Origin of the sequence: Bhargavaea sp. CC-171006 (assembly GCF_009761675.1) — a bacterium.
Classification (GTDB): Bacteria; Bacillota; Bacilli; order Bacillales_A; family Planococcaceae; genus Bhargavaea; species Bhargavaea changchunensis.
The window spans coordinates 131544-148404 of sequence record NZ_QUZH01000023.1; the positions used below are offsets into that span (position 1 = coordinate 131544).

Sequence of the window (16861 nt, forward strand, 5' to 3'; positions counted from 1 at the left end):
GATGGAAGGAGAAAAGGGGAATCCCGGACAAAGCCGGCTGATCCGTTTTCTGGGTGGACGCACGACGCTGTTCGTCCTGGGGATCATCCTTTTGGCCGGGCTGATTATCCTTGTGTTCAACCAGATCCAATTTGTATTCACGCCTGTGAAAGTGCTTGTCCAGAACGTTGTGCTGCCAGTCGTGCTGGCAACTGTTCTTTTTTATCTGCTCCGGCCGGTTCTCCGGCTCCTGGAGCGGGCAAGAATCCCCCGGGTCTGGGGGATTCTAATTATTTATGTCGGGGGAATCGGGCTTATCTCGCTCGCCGTTTTCCTGATTTATCCGTTCCTTAAAACACAGGTGATCAACCTGTTCAGTGAATTCCCGAATTACTTCAGGCAGCTGATTTTGAACATCGACACATATATGAGCACGTCTCTGTTCGCCAGCTATTATAATCAGCTGGATGTGAACCTGAATCTCCTGGTCGATTCGGTATTTGAAGACATCGCCGGATTCTTCCGGGATACGGCGGGCGGCATCGCTTCAGGGGTGACGAATTTCATTTCGACGCTAACGGGGATCATCATCTCGATCGTCACCGTTCCGTTCATCCTTTTTTATCTCCTGAAAGACGGGGACCAGCTCCCGGGCTATTTGATGAAACTCATGCCGCCGCGGATGAGACGGGATGCGAAGGATATCTTCCATGATGCCGACCAGCAGCTCAGCAATTATATCCAGGGACAGCTGATCGTCTCATTCTGCATCGGCCTGCTGATCTATATCGGGTTCGTGATCATCGGTATGGACTATGCACTGGCGCTCGGTGCATTGGCCGCAGTGACAAGCGTCGTCCCGTACCTCGGCCCTGTGATCGCCATTACGCCGGCTCTGATCATCGCACTTGTCACATCACCATTCATGATTTTGAAGCTTGCTGCAGTCTGGACAATCGTCCAGCTGGTGGAAGGGAAGTTTATCTCTCCCCAGGTTATGGGTAAAACACTGCATATTCATCCGATTACCATCATATTCGTGCTTCTTACTGCCGGTTCGCTGTTCGGGGTACCGGGAGTCATCCTGGGAATCCCGGGCTATGCACTCCTGAAGGTCTTCGTATCCCATCTGTTCAAGCTGTTCAAAAAGCGATACGATAAACATGAAGTCAACGTGAATATGAGATACGAAACGGACAGCAGAAGGATTATCGAAGAAACGGGGAGAGAGTGACATGTTGAAATCATTCCTATCCAAAATCGGCATCGGGGCGCTTGAAGTCGATACGGTCGTCGACAACCAGGTGCTGGAAGAAGGGGAGACTTTGAACGGCACCGTTTATATCGACGGCGGCGAAGCCGATCAGATTATTGACCATATCACACTTGAAGTATTGGTCCGGACTCACCGGGAAGATGCCATGAGCGATTTTCAGGATGTGGACCGGACGATTACCAAGCATTCCATCGAGCTGATCGGTGATTCCAAGTCGAAAGAGACCAGGATGATTCCTTTCGAAATCGTGCCGGATGACCGCTGGCTGATCAATAAGGACAGCGAAAAGCTGTTGCTGAAGACGACCGTCCATATCAACAACAGCGTCGATGCATTTGACGAAGATGAAATTCAATACGCCTGATTTTTCTGCGGAACGCGCAACCGATTCGGATGCGCGTTCCGTTTTTTTAATTTACAATTAATTTAAAGGGGAGGGGGATGGTCATGGAACAACTGTTGGCAACATTCCATTCACTGAACGGGGAACTGAACAAAATTCACAAAGAGGCCTGTACCGATGTTTCTGTGCAGCAAAGCACCATCATGCATGAAATTCAGTCGAGAAATGAGCCGTCGATGCAAGAGACGGCCAGGGGGCTCGGCATGGACATTACGACCTTTTCCCGCCAGGTCCAGACGCTCGTGAACGGCGGATATGTCAAACGGAAACCGTATCCCGGAGACCGCAGGATCCAGATTCTTTCGCTGACCGACAAAGGCAGCAAAAAGGTGAAACAGATTGATGACGAAATACAGAAACAGATGAATGAAGCCCTTGCGTCAATGGGAAAATTCGAACAAGAAATCATTGTCCGTTCACTGAGTCAATTACATCGAATTCTTGGCGGGAATGAGGAATGATTCCCGCCTGACCAATAGATGCAAAATGCAAGTTCAATCATTGCAATAAGAGAATAACGGGTAGAAACCCATGATGATCCTATACAGTATACTAATTATTGCATTCTGCAAATGTAATGCTTGTGTTGTAAATCTATTTAATTTCATTTTGCAAGCAAGTTACAAACAATGATTTACTGGACTGTGGATAGATTATTATTGATATGCATCTATTATACGATAGATAACACGAAACAGCTGTTGGCGAATCAATGATACACGATTCAATTACTGCAGCAGACATTTGTGGCGTTTTGGATAATTGCCCCTTTATAAGTGAATCAGAATGACGAGCGGATCAGCCAAAAATGCCGAATGTATTGAATCAGTCAAATGCTAATCCGTCATGACAAAAAGACGAAGCCAAAACGAGTTGCCATTGTGAACGGATTCCGGGAAACGAATCGTTTCATGTAACCATGTCGATTGTTTTTGTTGTTTGGCACGATGATGAATGTGTAGGATAGGAGAGGAGTTTATGGGCCGTGAATGTCTTCTCTTGTTTCTAGTTTACATAATTTCTATTTTCGGAAGTTACGTTTCAATAAGTAGTATACTTAAGATAGTGAGACGAAACGGAAAATTGGGTGCTGATACACCCTTAGTTTTCCCAGTGTTCACCTGTATGTATTCTATATAGGCTTTCAGCGGCATCTGCCGATATCGAAATACACGCCCAAATCTCATACTCATTTCAATCTAGTCTGTAATCCGTTGCCGTCTCATTTGTATTGAGACGCTGAAATCATCTCTTGTTTTTTCATTGAGCCGGTATTTAACCTGTCCACCGGATATTAGCCCGGGATCCTTGTTTTTCTGGTTTTTACAGCTGTTTTCCGTCTCATAGATCATGTTCCTTGATCCCTTTTGCAATGATATGCACAAAACCCTTTGCATTCTTTGCCTCTTCATGTTAACGTAGTACACAAGATTCGAAATAACAAAATTTAATATCAATGGATGAGGTGCAAAGCTCATGAGTACCCCGCTGCAACGGCTGCAGACCGGTAGCGGGTGGAAAGGGAGTTTTGCCGAAACGGGTTTCGGTTTGCAGACGGTTCCCCGTTGGACTGCATATGAATAATATGCAGGCTGTCATTATTCTCGTAATAATGGAGTGCTTCCACTTGTGACCTCACGGTCGTGCATCGTCGACTATCACAAGCCGGAAACCTACACCGTTTCCGGCTTTTATTTATGCCGATGCATGGGACATTTCATCCATTGTCCGGGCGTTTGTGCCGGAAACCGGGAAACCGGAATACATTATGGATAGAAAGAGGGATTTTACATGACACATCTATTTACAGGAGTAGCCGCAGCAGTCACCACCCCATTCACGAACCAGGAAGTCGATTACAACAGCTTCCGCCGCCACCTGGAGTTCCTGATTGAAAACAATATCCAGGCGCTCGTCATCAACGGCACGACAGGAGAAGGCTCGACGCTCACCGCCGAAGAAAGCCGCCGTCTTCTGGAAATCGCCGTTGAAACAGCAGCCGGCCGCGTTCCGATCATCGCGGGAACAGGTTCGAATTCGACTGCGGAATCGATTCGTGCTTCCCGTGAGGCCAAAGAGATCGGTGCGGACGGACTGATGCTGATCACCCCTTATTACAACAAGACGAGCCAACGCGGCCTGATCCGCCATTTCGAAGCAATCGTGAACGCTGCGGAGCTCCCTGCCCTCCTTTATAATGTCCCTTCCCGCACTGGTATGTCGATCACGCCTGAAACGGTGCTTGAGCTGAGCCGCCATCCGTATATTGTCGGCCTGAAGGATGCGACCGGTGATCTTAATTACATGTCCCAGGTACGCCTTGTGACAGATCCTTCATTCGCACTTTACAGCGGAAATGATGATACGGCGCTGCCGTTTACTTCCCTCGGGGGCCAGGGAGTCATCTCGGTCGTAGCCAACGTGGTGCCTGCCCGGTTCCAGGAGATGTACGAACAGACATTCACAAATCTGACCCGGGCTCAGGAACTTCACTATCGCCTGACTCCGCTGATCAGTGCACTGTCTGTTGATGTGAATCCTATTCCAATCAAGGTGCTGACGTCGCACCTCGGTTTCGGCGACTACGAAGTGCGCCTCCCTCTTCTGCCACTGGAAGAGGAGGAGCAAAGCCGGCTGGTCCGGCAGTTTGAATCAATGATGATGGAGGTTTGACATGAGATTGCTGCTTTGCGGGTACGGCGCGTCGAACAAACGCGTCGCTGCCCTTGCCAAGGAACGGGGACATGAGATTGTAGGTGTGCTGCTTTTGCGCGGCCAGTCTGCCGACGGCTATCCGGTTTACCGGCCGGATGAACGCCTGCCTGAAGCCGATGCCGTCATCGACTTCTCGCATCCTGTTCTCACAAAAGCTCTGCTTGCCGCGGACATCGGTCTCCCGCTGGTGATCGCGACTACAGGAGAGAAAGAAATATTGATCGAACAGATGAAGGAAAAGGCGGACCGTCAGCCGATATTCTTCAGTGCGAATATGAGCTACGGGGTGCATATTGTGACGGAGATTGTCCGGTATGCCACCTCCCTTCTCCCTGCCTTCGATATTGAAATGACTGAACGCCACCACCGCAAAAAGGTGGATGCGCCAAGCGGGACACTCATTAAACTGTATGACGCCATTGCGTCGGCCAGGCCGAATGTTCATCCTGTTCACGACCGGAGCCAGGAAGAAGGCGCCCGGACGGACGAGGAAATCGGTATTCATTCAGTGCGGGGCGGCACGATCACCGGTGAGCATGAGGTGCTGTTTGCCGGCCACGATGAAACAATCACCATTGCGCACCATGCCCAGTCCAAGGACATTTTCGCATCCGGCGCCCTTGATGTTGCGGAGCGCCTGATCCATAAGGAAAACGGCTATTATACTTACGATAACCTTGGAATCGGCGATTCCTGAGAAGAAAAAGCGGAGGGCGTACACCCTCCGCTTTTTCCTATTCCAGATGTTACCGGCCGTCTGATTACTCCATTCGCATGCCTAATCCCGTCATTCCACCCGTTAATTTCGTCATTAAATTTTCCGGCATGTCCGAATGACGAGATTAGCGCTTTGAATGCTGAAACCGAAACCGTGAATGACGAAACTGATCCCAAGAATGACGAAACCGGTGAAAAATAATAAAAGAGTCCCCCTGCCTGCAGCCGAAATGGCCTGCGGACAGGGGGACTCTTCATTTACGCCTGCTCATTTTCTTTTGCTTCCATATCAACTGCAAGATAGACCGAGGTCACATAGCCGTCTTCTTTCTGGTCGACGGCGAAGCTGCCGTTTGAGTAGCGGTCGGCCATCCGGTAGGAATGCGGCAGGACGGCCACTTCCGCCTCCTTGTCCGTCCTCAGGATGACGGTGTCTTCCTTGCCGGCGAGAACGACGCCCGCAAGACGGTGCGGATTGGATTTCAGTTCTTTCAGTGATACCAGTCCGCGCTTTGCCCGAGAACCGAGCTCATATTCGTCGACCGGCATGCGCTTGACCGCGCCGCGGTGTGTCGCAAGAATCAGTGACCGGTCGTCTTCCGGTGTACGAAGAACTGAGGACACAACATAATCCCCGTCTTTCAGATTGATGCCCTTGACGCCCGCCGTACGGACGCCTGTCGGAGCAACATCTTCCATCGGGAAGCGAATTCCGTAGGCAAGGTGGGTGAAGAGCAGCACCTGGTCCGTGGCTTTTGCCAGGTGCACTGATTGCAGGGTGTCCCCTTTCTTAAGGGAAACGGCCTTATACGCCCTGTTGTGCCGCTTGACCTGGTAGTCGGCAAGCGCAGAGCGTTTGATGAAACCGCCTTTAGTGACCGTGACGACATCGGTGTCCCCGCGGTCGAACGAATCGATGCCGAATGCGGCGATGATCTCTTCTTCCGGGCTCAACTGGATGATGCTTGAGACGTGCTGGCCAAGATCTTTCCAGCGGATATCCGGCAGCTCATGGACCGGCTGGTAGATGTAGTTGCCGGATGAAGTGAAGACGAGGAGCGTCTGCTGGGTGTTCAGCGTGCCCCCGAACAGCAGGCGGTCGGTTTCCTTCATCTCAAGGTCCCGGCCGCCTGATGCGCCGTAGGAGCGCAGACTCGTCCGCTTGGCATAGCCGTCCTTCGTGATGGTCACGACAACGTCCTCGCTCGGGATCAGAATATCGAGGTCGACTTTGATCTCCTGGATCTTCGCCTCGATGATCGAACGGCGGGGTTCCGCGAAGCGCTTTCGGATGTCTTTGAGTTCGGACTTGATGACCCGCAGCAGCTTTTTCTCGGAGCCGAGGATTTCCGTGAGTTCCTGAACGAGCGCCTTCAGCTCTCCTTCTTCCTTTTTCAGCTCGGTGATATCTGTGTTTGTCAGACGGTAGAGCTGTAGGGAGACGATCGCTTCAGCCTGCGGTTCAGTGAAGCCATACGATTCAATCAGGTTGTTTTTTGCGTCACGCTTGTCCTTGGATGCCCGGATCGTACGAATCACTTCATCAAGGATCGAGAGGGCCTTCATGAGACCTTCGACGATGTGCAGGCGGTCCTTCGCACGCAGAAGGTCGTATTCCGAACGCTTCGTGACAACTTCTCTCCGATGAGCGATATAAGCATCAAGCAGCATGCCGAGCGACATCAGCTTCGGACGCCGTTCGTCGATTGCGATCATATTGAAACTGTAGCTCACCTGAAGGTCAGTGTTCTTAAAGAAGTATTGGAGTATGGCTTCCCCGTCGATGTCTTTTTTGAGTTCCACGACAATTCGGAGACCGGTGCGGTCGGATTCGTCACGGACTTCCGAAATGCCCTCAAGCTTGCGGTCGATCCGGAGCTCATCCATCTTTTTGACGAGATGGGCTTTATTCACTTCGTACGGGATTTCGGTGATGACGATCTGCTGCTTTCCGCCGCGGATCTTTTCGATTTCGGTCTTCGAGCGGACGATGATCTTTCCGCGTCCCGTCTCGTAGGCTTTTTTGATGCCTTCCGCGCCCTGGATGATTCCGCCTGTCGGAAAATCCGGCCCCTGCAGGACGGTCATCAGTTCATCCGTCGTTACGGCCGGATTATCGATTCTCATAAGGACCGCATCGATCACTTCGTGGAGGGCATGAGGCGGAATATCTGTTGCATATCCCGCTGAAATGCCCGTCGAACCGTTGATGAGCAGATTCGGCAGCATTGCCGGGAGAACTGTCGGCTCGTTTTCGTTGTCATCGTAGTTCGGAATAAAGTCTACGGTACGCTTGCCGATATCGCGCAACATTTCTGAAGCAATCGCGGAAAGCCTGGCTTCCGTATAACGCATGGCGGCAGCCGGGTCGCCGTCCAGCGAGCCGTTGTTCCCGTGCATCTCGATGAGCGGATGCCGGAGTTTCCAGTCCTGGCTCATCCGGACCATGGCTTCGTATACGGATGAGTCACCGTGCGGGTGGTACTTACCGATGACGTTACCGACCGTTTTCGCAGATTTCCGGAATCCCTTGTCGTGTGTGTTGTTTTCTTCCATCATTGCGAACAGGATGCGCCGCTGAACCGGTTTAAGTCCGTCCCGTGCATCGGGAAGAGCGCGGTCCTGGATAATGTATTTACTGTAGCGCCCAAAGCGGTCGCCGATGACCTCTTCTAGCGGGAGGTCCTGGTATCGTGCTGTTTCCGTCATGCCTGTTCCTCCTCAGCTGTTTCGGCCGTCAGGAATTCGTTTTCCAGGATCGTCGCGCCGTCTTCCATGCCGAAGTCGACGTTGTCCTCGATCCACTTCCTCCTCGGCTCGACTTTGTCTCCCATGAGCGTAGTGACGCGCCGCTCGGATTTTGCCCCGTCCTCGATCGTGACGCGGATGAGTGTACGGGTCTCGGGATTCATTGTCGTATCCCAGAGCTGGTCGGCATTCATCTCGCCGAGCCCTTTGTAGCGCTGGAGGATATAGCCTTTTCCGACTTCCTGGATGGCCGCATCCAGTTCGCGCTCCGTCCAGGCGTAGGCAATCTTCTCTTTTTTGCCGGTGCCTTTGGACACTTTAAAGAGCGGCGGCAGTGCGAGATAGACTTTGCCGGCCTCGATGAGCGGTTTCATGTATCGGTAGAAGAAGGTCAGAAGCAGCACCTGGATGTGGGCGCCGTCGGTGTCGGCATCGGTCATGATGATGATTTTGTCATAGGCGATATCATCGACATTAAAGTCGGAGCCGACGCCCCCTCCGATCGTATGGATGATCGTCGAGATCTCTTCATTCTTCATGATGTCCTCAAGCTTCGCCTTTTCCGTGTTGATGACCTTGCCCCGAAGCGGCAGAATCGCCTGGAAAGTGCGGTCGCGTCCCTGTTTTGCCGAGCCGCCGGCAGAATCACCCTCGACGAGATACAGTTCGTTCTTCGCTGCGTTTTTCGACTGTGCCGGAGTCAGCTTGCCGGACAGCAGTATTTCGGAGCGCTTCCGCTTCTTGCCGGAACGTGCGTCTTCCCGTGCCTTGCGGGCAGCTTCTCGGGCCTGCTGGGCACGGATCCCCTTGCGGACGAGTGTCGCGGAAAGCTCTGCATGCTCCTCCAGGTAGTACATGAGTTTCTGCGATACGACGGCGTCTGCTGCCGCGCGCGCCTGGCTGGTGCCCAGCTTGCTTTTGGTCTGCCCTTCGAACTGGAGCAGCGCTTCCGGTACCCTTACGGAGATGATTGCAGAAATCCCTTCGCGGATGTCCGCGCCGTCGAGGTTCTTGTCCTTTTCTTTCAGCAGTCCCGCTTTCCGGGCATATTCGTTGAAGACCCGCGTCATCGCAGTTTTGACACCTGTCTCATGCGTCCCGCCGTCCTTTGTCCGGACGTTGTTGACGAATGACAAAATCGTCTCCGAGTAGCCGTCGGTGAACTGGAAGGCGAACTCGAGCTCGATGCCGTCCTGTTCACCTTCGATATAGGCGACGTCATGCATCGTGTCTTTTTCTTCATTTAAATATCCGACAAATTCCACGATGCCGGATTCATAGAGGAATTCATCATTCCGGCCGCTTTCTTCGTCAGACAGGGTGATTTTCATTCCTTTGAGCAGGAACGCCGATTCCCTCAGCCGTTCGCTCAGGATTTCATAGTTGTACTTCACCGTCGAGAAGATGGATGGGTCAGGCTTGAAATGGAGGAGCGTGCCCCGTTCACGTGTCTTGCCGATCTCCTCCAGTGTCGTGACGGCATGTCCACCGCTCTCGAACCGCTGGCGAAACTTCTTGCCGTCCTTGAAGACGGTCACTTCGAGCCATTCGCTGAGGGCGTTCACGACAGAGGCGCCGACGCCGTGGAGCCCGCCACTCGTCTTGTACCCTCCCTGCCCGAATTTGCCGCCTGCGTGCAGGACGGTCAGGATAACTTCCGTCGTCGGTTTGCCCGTGCTGTGGGTGCCCGTCGGCATGCCGCGTCCGTGGTCTCTTACGCTCACACTGCCGTCTTTATGGACGGTGACATTGATTTCTTCGCCGAATCCGGCCAACGCCTCATCGACCGAGTTGTCAACGATTTCATAGACAAGGTGATGAAGTCCCCGTGAATCGGTCGAGCCGATATACATGCCCGGCCGCTTGCGTACCGCTTCGAGCCCCTCGAGCACTTGGATCGAATCATCGTTGTAATTCATGTTTTCTGTAATTTTGGCCAAGAGGATTCCTCCATCAAACGTTTGTTCGTATATGTTCCTATTGTACTTGTTTTGCCGGCGTGTGTCCAACCGCCGGGTCGGGAGTCCCGCACTTCATTGTAGACTACAAAAGCCCGCCGTTGCAATGTTTCCCGGGGAATCGTGCTTTTTCGGCCCGTTGGCGGGGCATTGTGCAGGCGGCGCTGATGATGTAAACTGAGACTGACTGTTATGACCAACCCTTAAACTGAAAAGAGGTTTGCTATGGATACGGCTATCGTGCTTCTCCTCGCATATTTACTGGGCTCTCTGCCATCGGGGCTTTGGATCGGGAAGATTTTCTATAACAAAGACATCCGGGAGTCGGGCAGCGGCAACCTCGGCGCCACAAACACGTTTCGTGTACTCGGCAAAAAGGCCGGTATCGCGGTGACCCTCATGGACATCCTGAAAGGGACGGCTGCTGTTCTCCTTCTTCAGATTCCGGCATTTGCAGACTCGGGCATCCACCCTCTGACACTCGGCATCGCAGCGGTCGTCGGCCATATGTTCCCGGTGTTCGCAAAGTTCCGCGGCGGAAAGGCGGTTGCGACATCCGGAGGTGTCATCCTCGGCTACAGCTGGCCTTTCTTCCTTCTTCTGATCGCATCTTTCCTCGTTATCCTGAAGCTGACGAAGATTGTCTCCCTCACTTCGATGGCGATGGGTGTCATCGCACTGATTTATGCGGTCATCAATTATTTCAGGACGGGCGACCTGTACCTTCTGGTTGTCATCATTGTCTTATCCGCCTTCATCTTCTACCGCCACCGTGCGAACATCGGCCGCATCAAGGCGGGAACCGAGCCAAAGGTGAAGTGGCTTTAGTATACTGTAGGGAGATCACGGAAGGCGGTGTGTTCCATGGAAATCAGAGTTTCCGAAGACGCACAGAAATGGTTTCATGACGAGATGGGGCTCGGAACCGGTGATTTTGTCCGCTTTACGGTCCGCTATGGCGGATCCGGACTGCAGCCCGGCTTTTCCCTTGGACTCTCGGTCGAGAAACCAGAAAACCCGGCCGCACAGGCGGAGTCCGGCGGCATCACTTATTTTGTCGAGAATGATGATGAGTGGTACTTTGACGGACACGACCTCGTTGTCGGTTATGATGCCGCTTTGGATGAACCCAGATACACATATGAAAAAGAGAAAGCGTGAATCCCGCGGCGGATTCACGCTTTTTGTGTGCCGGTCAGCCTGAATCGGCTGATCAGGTCTTCCCTTCCCTCTTTTTTGAGGATCTCATATTCCCTATCGCCGAACAGGTCAAAATGCGGATATCGCTCCTTGTGATCGATCCATTCCGGCCGGAGACCGTACTGTCTGCCCCACTTCTCAAGTTTTGGGAGGTCGGCGCAACCGGCTTTTGTGACCGTTTTGCAGCCGGGAAAACGGTCATCCAGCCAGTAGTGAGTCAGAAATGCGATCTCTCCCCTGCTGACGGCATCTTTCCAATCAGTCACTTCCTGCCGTTTGACGCCGAATGCCATCAGGAAAGCTCCCTGGCCAGTTCCCGGTATTTTGCATCCCATTCCGGATCTGCCTTGCGCAGGCCGACCGGACGGAATGTTTCCTTATGGACAAGCGTATGGACGGACTGCCCCGTCGCGGCAACCGTGCCGTCCTCATGGAGGATCTCATAGCCGTATGTCGTCCTTAGGCGGCCGTGAGACTCGATCCACGTCCGGATAATGGCTGATTCTCCGTAGCGCATCGCATTTTTATAGCTGATGTTCAAGTCGATCACCGGTGACAGGTATCCCTCTTCCTCCAGTTTATCGTAGCGGAAACCGATGTCCTCTATGAGCGATGTCCGTCCAATCTCCATCCAGACCAAGTAATTGGCATGATAGACGACGCCCATCTGGTCGGTTTCCGAGTAGCGCACCTTGACTGATGTTTCGTTCACATACATTCCATTCACCTCACTGCCATTATACCGGAAACCACCGGGCCGCGTCCGGTGCCGGCCTGCCGGCTGCCTTCCGGTCATGCCAGTCAAATTAAGCGAAAAACAGCCTGAAGAGTTTCCTCTTCAGGCTGTCTGTCAACGAAATATGGATCAGTTGGCTTTCAGGCGGTTACGGAGAACCATCTGAAGGATGCCGCCGTGGCGGTAGTAGTCCACTTCCACTTCGGAGTCGAAGCGTGCGAGCGCCTGGAATTCCTTGACGGAACCATCTTTGGCAGTCGCGGTGACTGTCAGGATATCGCGTGGCTTCACGTTGTCCGTGAGGTTGACGCTGATTTCCTCTTCGCCTGTCAGGCCGAGGGATTCCACGCTGTCGCCCTTCATGAACTGGAGCGGAAGAACGCCCATCATGACGAGGTTCGAACGGTGGATCCGCTCGTAGCTTTCGGCGATGACTGTCTTGATGCCGAGAAGGTTCGTGCCCTTCGCAGCCCAGTCACGGGAGGAGCCCATGCCGTAGTCTTTTCCGGCAAGGATTGCGAGGCCCGTGCCGTCTTCCTGATACTTCATCGCAGCATCGTAGATCGGCATGATCTCTTTTGTAGGCCAGTAAGTCGTGTAGCCGCCTTCTGTGCCTTTTGCGATCTGGTTGCGGATCCGGATGTTCGCGAATGTACCGCGCATCATAACTTCGTGGTTACCGCGGCGGGAACCGTACGAGTTGAAGTAGCGTGGCTCAACGCCGCGCTCACGCAGGTACTTGCCGGCAGGCGTATCTTTACCGATCGCGCCTGCTGGAGAAATGTGGTCTGTCGTGATCGAGTCGCCGAACTTGCCGATGACACGGAGGTTTGCAAGCGTCTGGATCGGGCTTGCTTCCTTCGACAGTCCTTCGAAGAACGGAGGATTCTGGATGTATGTCGATTCAGGGTCGAAGTCATACAGGGAGTCATCCGTTGTTTCGATCGCGTTCCAGCGCTCGTTCTCCGTGAAGACATGCTCATACTCTTTGCGGAAGAGGTCAGGTGTGACTGTCCGCTCGATTTCAGCCTTCACTTCTTCAGTGGATGGCCAGATGTCTTTCAGGTAGACGTCCGTGCCGTCTGTTGCGCGTCCGATCGGCTCTTTCTCGAAGTCGATGTTCACTGTGCCTGCAAGGGCATATGCGACGACGAGCGGTGGCGAAGCAAGGTAGTTTGCCTTGACGAGCGGGTGGATCCGGCCTTCGAAGTTCCGGTTACCGGAAAGGACGGAGGATACGAGCAGGTCGTTGTCCATGATCGTCTTTTCGATTTCCGGAAGAAGCGGGCCGGAGTTACCGATGCACGTTGTGCAGCCGTAGCCGACTGTGTTGAAGCCGATCTGGTCAAGGTACGTGTTGAGGCCCGCGGCTTCGAGGTAGCCGGTAACGACTTTCGAACCTGGAGCGAGCGACGTCTTGACATATGCCGGCGGGCGGATGCCTTTTTCGACGGCTTTTTTCGCGACGAGTCCGGCGCCGAGCATGACATAAGGGTTCGACGTGTTCGTGCACGATGTGATCGCTGCAATCGCGAGGTCGCCGGTCTTCATTTCGACTGTGCGGCCGTCTTCGAACTCGACTGTGCCTTTTTTGTCGATTTCTTTTTCTGTAAGACCGAAGCCTTGGTTGCCCATCGGAGCCGTGATCGCCTTGTTGAACTCTTCCTTCATCTTGGACATCGGGATGAGGTCTTGAGGGCGCTTAGGTCCGGACAGGTTCGGCTCGATCGTGGACAGGTCGAGTTCGACTGTGTCCGTGTAAGTCGGTTCCACGTTGTCCGGAGTGAAGAACATGTCGTTTTCCTGGAGATACTTCTTCGTGACGGCGATATGGTCTTCGTCACGGCCTGTCAGGCGCATGTAGTTGAGGGATTCTTCGTCTACCGGGAAGAAGCCGCAAGTCGCGCCGTATTCAGGTGCCATGTTGGCGATGGTCGCGCGGTCCGCAAGCGGAAGCTGTGCAACGCCAGAGCCGAAGAATTCGACGAATTTGCCGACGACGCCTTTCTCGCGGAGAAGTTGTGTGACACGGAGCGCAAGATCGGTTGCCGTCGCGCCGTTCGGGAGTTCGCCCGTCAGCTTGACGCCGATGACTTCAGGAAGCGGGAAGTACGAAGGCTGGCCAAGCATGCCTGCTTCTGCTTCAATACCGCCGACGCCCCAGCCGAGTACGCCGATCCCGTTGATCATTGTCGTATGGGAGTCGGTTCCGACGAGTGTATCCGGATATGTTTCGAATGTGCCGTCTTCGTTTTCGATTTCGTGTACAACGCTTGCGAGGTACTCGAGGTTGACCTGGTGAACGATACCGGTTGCCGGTGGTACGGCACGGTAGTTGTCATAGGCCTTTTGCGCCCAGTTGAGGAACTGGTAACGCTCGGCGTTGCGCTCGAACTCCAGTTCCATGTTCAGGCGGAGTGCTTCTTCGCTGCCGTAGCGGTCAACCTGGACGGAGTGGTCAATTACGAGGTCGACAGGAATTTCAGGGTTGATCTCGTCAGGGTTTCCGCCGAGATCCGCCATTGCCTGGCGCATCGATGCGAGGTCGACGACGACCGGAACGCCTGTGAAGTCCTGAAGGATGACGCGGGAAGGCTTGAACGGAACTTCCGATGAAGGGTCGACATCCGTGCCCCATTTTGCAAGGTTTTCAACGTGCTCATCTTTGATAACATAGCCATCGTGCTGGCGAAGTACAGATTCCAGCAGCACTTTGATGGAGTAAGGCAGGCGCGATACATCAGCGATGCCTGCATCCTGCAGAGCCTTCAGACGGTAGTAGTTGTACGTCTTGCCGTTCAGCTCGAACGACTGGCGGCTGTTGTGCAGATTGCTTTTAACTGTTTGTGTGCTCTTAGCCATTGCTTTTCCTCCTCTGTTTCTACGTGAAAAGACGGATGGATCCACTTTTCTCTTCCTTATCTTATCGAATTACGCACGATAAGTAAATTACATAATATTGATTGAAGAGCATAAGAAAATTGAATGACCCTCACTTCCGACAAACGGCGAATGCCAGATATCCGAACTGCTCTTGCTTCACCTTAAGATCCGCTGAACCGGCAGACGCAGAAAATCCGGCAATCCATGAAGGAAGGCCGGATTTCCATGTGCGATGTCAGGCTTCAGTAAAAGCTGATGAAGTCATAGGCAAGGGAAACGACGAACAAGCTGTGGACCAAGGCAAACAGAAATGCGTGGCGGTCAAGAACTTTCATCCGTTCGATGTCCATCGTGTCCATCTCCTTCTGCTTTTTTATGATTATATAGGAAAGAGATTGATATTTCAATATTTAAATCTTTCTGATTCCATTTTTTTCTGAGGTTTTTCGACTTTGTTTTGGGCATATTAGGTTTTAGCCCGGACACTTTTGGATATATAAAGTACTGTAACGTCATAATAAAAATTTTAGAAGGAGTGAAGGCAACATGGAATTCTTAATGTATCTTATCATCGGCGGTATCATCGGATGGCTCGCAGGACTGATTCTCGGCAAGGACATCCCGGGCGGCATCATCGGTAACATCATCGCAGGTATCATCGGCGCATGGATCGGCGGCGCACTCTTCGGGAACTTTGGTCCTGACGTTGCAGGCATCGCTTTGATCCCTGCCCTGATCGGCGCACTGATTCTTGTGTTCGTCGTCAGCTTTATCCTTAAAGCCATGCGCAGAGCATAACAGAACACACAAAAAAGAGGACCAAAACGGTCCTCTTTTTTGTGTTCCTTTATTTTCCGCTGTATTCATCTGCCCTCTGTTGGTAATCCCTGTAAAATGACATGACATCCTCAACGTACTGGTCGCTGTGGTTGTACAGGAAGATTGCCTGCTCCAACTGCCCTTCTGCCGCACCGTTTTGCGCCAGGTAGCTCGCCGCACTATAAAGCGAATCGCGAAGGTTGAACGGGTCTGCCTTTCCGTCCCCGTCTGCATCCAGCCCGTACCCGCCGTATGAACGGATCGCCTCAGGGTCGGTCTTTTCAACTTCAGGAATTTCTCCTTTTCCCAGCCCTGAGCAGCTGGGATGGGACCATCCGACCCAGGTGCAAGGCATGAATTGCATATGTCCTTCCGCACCTGCCGGCGAGACAAGCGGATCCATTGTGCTGAACCGCGTCTCGACCCGGTGGTGGGCGGCCAGAAGCGTCCACGGTATTCCATATTCATCCGCCGCTTCTTTGTAGAGCGGCACGTAATTCTCAGGCACCCGGATATCAAACAGCCTGTCCGGGGTATGGTCGGCATACTCATTCAGCTCACGGATGAACGGGACATCCCGGAGCGCTGACCAAAACAGGGCGGTCATGACGTATAAAACAATCATTGAAGGGATGAGAAAGATGAATGACGCAATCAGGCAGCCGCCTTTGCGCAGCGGCTTCCTCCTGTTTTTTATGATTTTCCGCTTGGCCATCCTCATCCCCCTTCCACGGAAAAAGCCGGCATTTGCCGGCTTTTTCACATCAGGCTCCCGCTTCGATCAGAGCTTCCATGTCTTCGACGATGATTTCATGTGGGACTTCCATATATCCGTCATAGCTTTTGACAGCTTCCCCTTCCTGGTTTACGAGGAAGAACGAGGAGGCGTGTGTGACCTGATCCGAGCCTTGCGGAGGCGCGATGACCGGAACTTTGAACGATTTCACAGCCAGGTCTGCGATGTCTTCCATGTCATATCCCGTCAGCATCTCCCATTTGGACTGGTCGGCAACCTCAAAGGAATCCAAATACTCCTGGAGCTTTTCCGGCGTGTCGTATTCAGGATCGACGCTGAATGAGACGATTTTATAATCCTCGATGCCGGCTTCCGCCAGATTGTCCTGGACTTCCGCCATATTGAACATCATCGGCGGACACACCGATGTACAATTGGTAAAGACGAACTGCGCGAGCCATGGCTGGCCTTTCAGGTCTTCAAGCGAGACCTTTTCATCATGCTGGTTCGTATATTCAAACGGCTGGACCTCCCAGGAAAAGTCCCCTTGGAACTTTCCTGCGTTACAGGCGCCGAGCACCAGTGCGGCCATGATTACCATCGCCGCAGCCGAGATGAGTTTTTTCATCAGTAATACCGCCTTTACTTCTTCATTTACTTTTCATCTTATCGGATACGGGGGGTGCCTTCA

15 protein-coding genes and 1 riboswitch are annotated in these 16861 nt (G+C 52.8%); of the genes, 8 read left to right on the forward strand and 7 right to left on the reverse strand.

Annotated elements, in window-relative coordinates; translation table 11 throughout:
• Nucleotide 1 precedes the first annotated feature (1 nt).
• The 5 genes from DZC51_RS10330 (at nucleotide 2) to dapB (ending at nucleotide 5070) form a co-directional block, all read left to right on the forward strand.
• Nucleotides 2-1213: an AI-2E family transporter gene (locus DZC51_RS10330; RefSeq protein WP_157295465.1), complete on the forward strand. Its 1212-nt coding sequence runs from the start codon at nucleotides 2-4 to the stop codon at nucleotides 1211-1213.
• Nucleotide 1214: 1 nt separating this feature from the next.
• The gene (locus DZC51_RS10335; RefSeq protein ID WP_157295467.1) at nucleotides 1215-1619 is read left to right on the forward strand and encodes a sporulation protein; all 405 of its coding nucleotides are present in this window, start codon (nucleotides 1215-1217) and stop codon (nucleotides 1617-1619) included.
• A gap of 83 nt (nucleotides 1620-1702) precedes the next feature.
• Nucleotides 1703-2119, forward strand: coding sequence for a MarR family winged helix-turn-helix transcriptional regulator (locus DZC51_RS10340; protein WP_157295469.1), 417 nt, complete (start codon nucleotides 1703-1705; stop codon nucleotides 2117-2119).
• 991 nt (nucleotides 2120-3110) lie between these two features.
• Nucleotides 3111-3289: riboswitch (Lysine riboswitch) on the forward strand.
• 160 nt (nucleotides 3290-3449) lie between these two features.
• A complete protein-coding gene (dapA, locus tag DZC51_RS10345; protein WP_157295471.1) occupies nucleotides 3450-4331 on the forward strand; it encodes a 4-hydroxy-tetrahydrodipicolinate synthase in 882 nt (293 codons plus the stop codon).
• A gap of 1 nt (nucleotide 4332) precedes the next feature.
• Nucleotides 4333-5070 carry a 4-hydroxy-tetrahydrodipicolinate reductase gene (gene dapB / locus DZC51_RS10350; protein ID WP_157295473.1) on the forward strand — a complete coding sequence of 246 codons (738 nt, stop codon included), beginning with the start codon at nucleotides 4333-4335 and terminating at the stop codon, nucleotides 5068-5070.
• 278 nt (nucleotides 5071-5348) lie between these two features.
• Here the strand turns inward: dapB and parC are convergent, their stop codons facing one another.
• Both parC and parE read right to left on the reverse strand, forming a co-directional pair.
• Nucleotides 5349-7799, reverse strand: coding sequence for a DNA topoisomerase IV subunit A (gene parC / locus DZC51_RS10355; RefSeq protein ID WP_157295476.1), 2451 nt, complete (start codon nucleotides 7797-7799; stop codon nucleotides 5349-5351).
• Complete coding sequence (gene parE / locus DZC51_RS10360) at nucleotides 7796-9757, reverse strand: DNA topoisomerase IV subunit B (RefSeq protein WP_157296056.1); 1962 nt, start codon at nucleotides 9755-9757, stop codon at nucleotides 7796-7798. The genes parC and parE overlap by 4 nt, the downstream gene beginning before the upstream one ends.
• A gap of 264 nt (nucleotides 9758-10021) precedes the next feature.
• Here parE and plsY point away from each other — a divergent pair, with 264 nt between their 5' ends.
• The gene (plsY, locus tag DZC51_RS10365) at nucleotides 10022-10624 is read left to right on the forward strand and encodes a glycerol-3-phosphate 1-O-acyltransferase PlsY (RefSeq protein WP_157295478.1); all 603 of its coding nucleotides are present in this window, start codon (nucleotides 10022-10024) and stop codon (nucleotides 10622-10624) included.
• Between the two features lie 36 nt (nucleotides 10625-10660).
• Nucleotides 10661-10957 carry a HesB/YadR/YfhF family protein gene (locus DZC51_RS10370; RefSeq protein WP_157295480.1) on the forward strand — a complete coding sequence of 99 codons (297 nt, stop codon included), beginning with the start codon at nucleotides 10661-10663 and terminating at the stop codon, nucleotides 10955-10957.
• A gap of 14 nt (nucleotides 10958-10971) precedes the next feature.
• Here DZC51_RS10370 and DZC51_RS10375 read toward each other — a convergent pair whose 3' ends face one another.
• The 3 genes from DZC51_RS10375 to acnA all read right to left on the reverse strand — a co-directional run bounded on the left by DZC51_RS10375 (nucleotide 10972) and on the right by acnA (nucleotide 14594).
• On the reverse strand, nucleotides 10972-11289 hold the full coding sequence (locus DZC51_RS10375; RefSeq protein WP_157295483.1) for a hypothetical protein: 318 nt from the start codon (nucleotides 11287-11289) through the stop codon (nucleotides 10972-10974).
• Nucleotides 11289-11714 (reverse strand): acyl-CoA thioesterase, encoded by a 426-nt coding sequence (locus tag DZC51_RS10380; RefSeq protein WP_063178543.1) that lies wholly within the window; start codon nucleotides 11712-11714, stop codon nucleotides 11289-11291. The genes DZC51_RS10375 and DZC51_RS10380 overlap by 1 nt, the downstream gene beginning before the upstream one ends.
• Before the next feature lie 147 nt (nucleotides 11715-11861).
• The gene (acnA, locus tag DZC51_RS10385; protein ID WP_157295485.1) at nucleotides 11862-14594 is read right to left on the reverse strand and encodes an aconitate hydratase AcnA; all 2733 of its coding nucleotides are present in this window, start codon (nucleotides 14592-14594) and stop codon (nucleotides 11862-11864) included.
• Between the two features lie 567 nt (nucleotides 14595-15161).
• Between acnA and DZC51_RS10390 the strand changes: the two genes are divergently transcribed.
• On the forward strand, nucleotides 15162-15413 hold the full coding sequence (locus DZC51_RS10390; RefSeq protein ID WP_157295487.1) for a GlsB/YeaQ/YmgE family stress response membrane protein: 252 nt from the start codon (nucleotides 15162-15164) through the stop codon (nucleotides 15411-15413).
• A 49-nt stretch (nucleotides 15414-15462) separates the two neighbouring features.
• Here the strand turns inward: DZC51_RS10390 and DZC51_RS10395 are convergent, their stop codons facing one another.
• Entirely contained in the window at nucleotides 15463-16149 is a 687-nt protein-coding gene (locus DZC51_RS10395) for a lytic transglycosylase domain-containing protein (protein WP_157295489.1), read from the reverse strand.
• A gap of 49 nt (nucleotides 16150-16198) precedes the next feature.
• The gene (locus DZC51_RS10400; protein ID WP_157295491.1) at nucleotides 16199-16798 is read right to left on the reverse strand and encodes an SCO family protein; all 600 of its coding nucleotides are present in this window, start codon (nucleotides 16796-16798) and stop codon (nucleotides 16199-16201) included.
• Nucleotides 16799-16861: the final 63 nt, after the last annotated feature.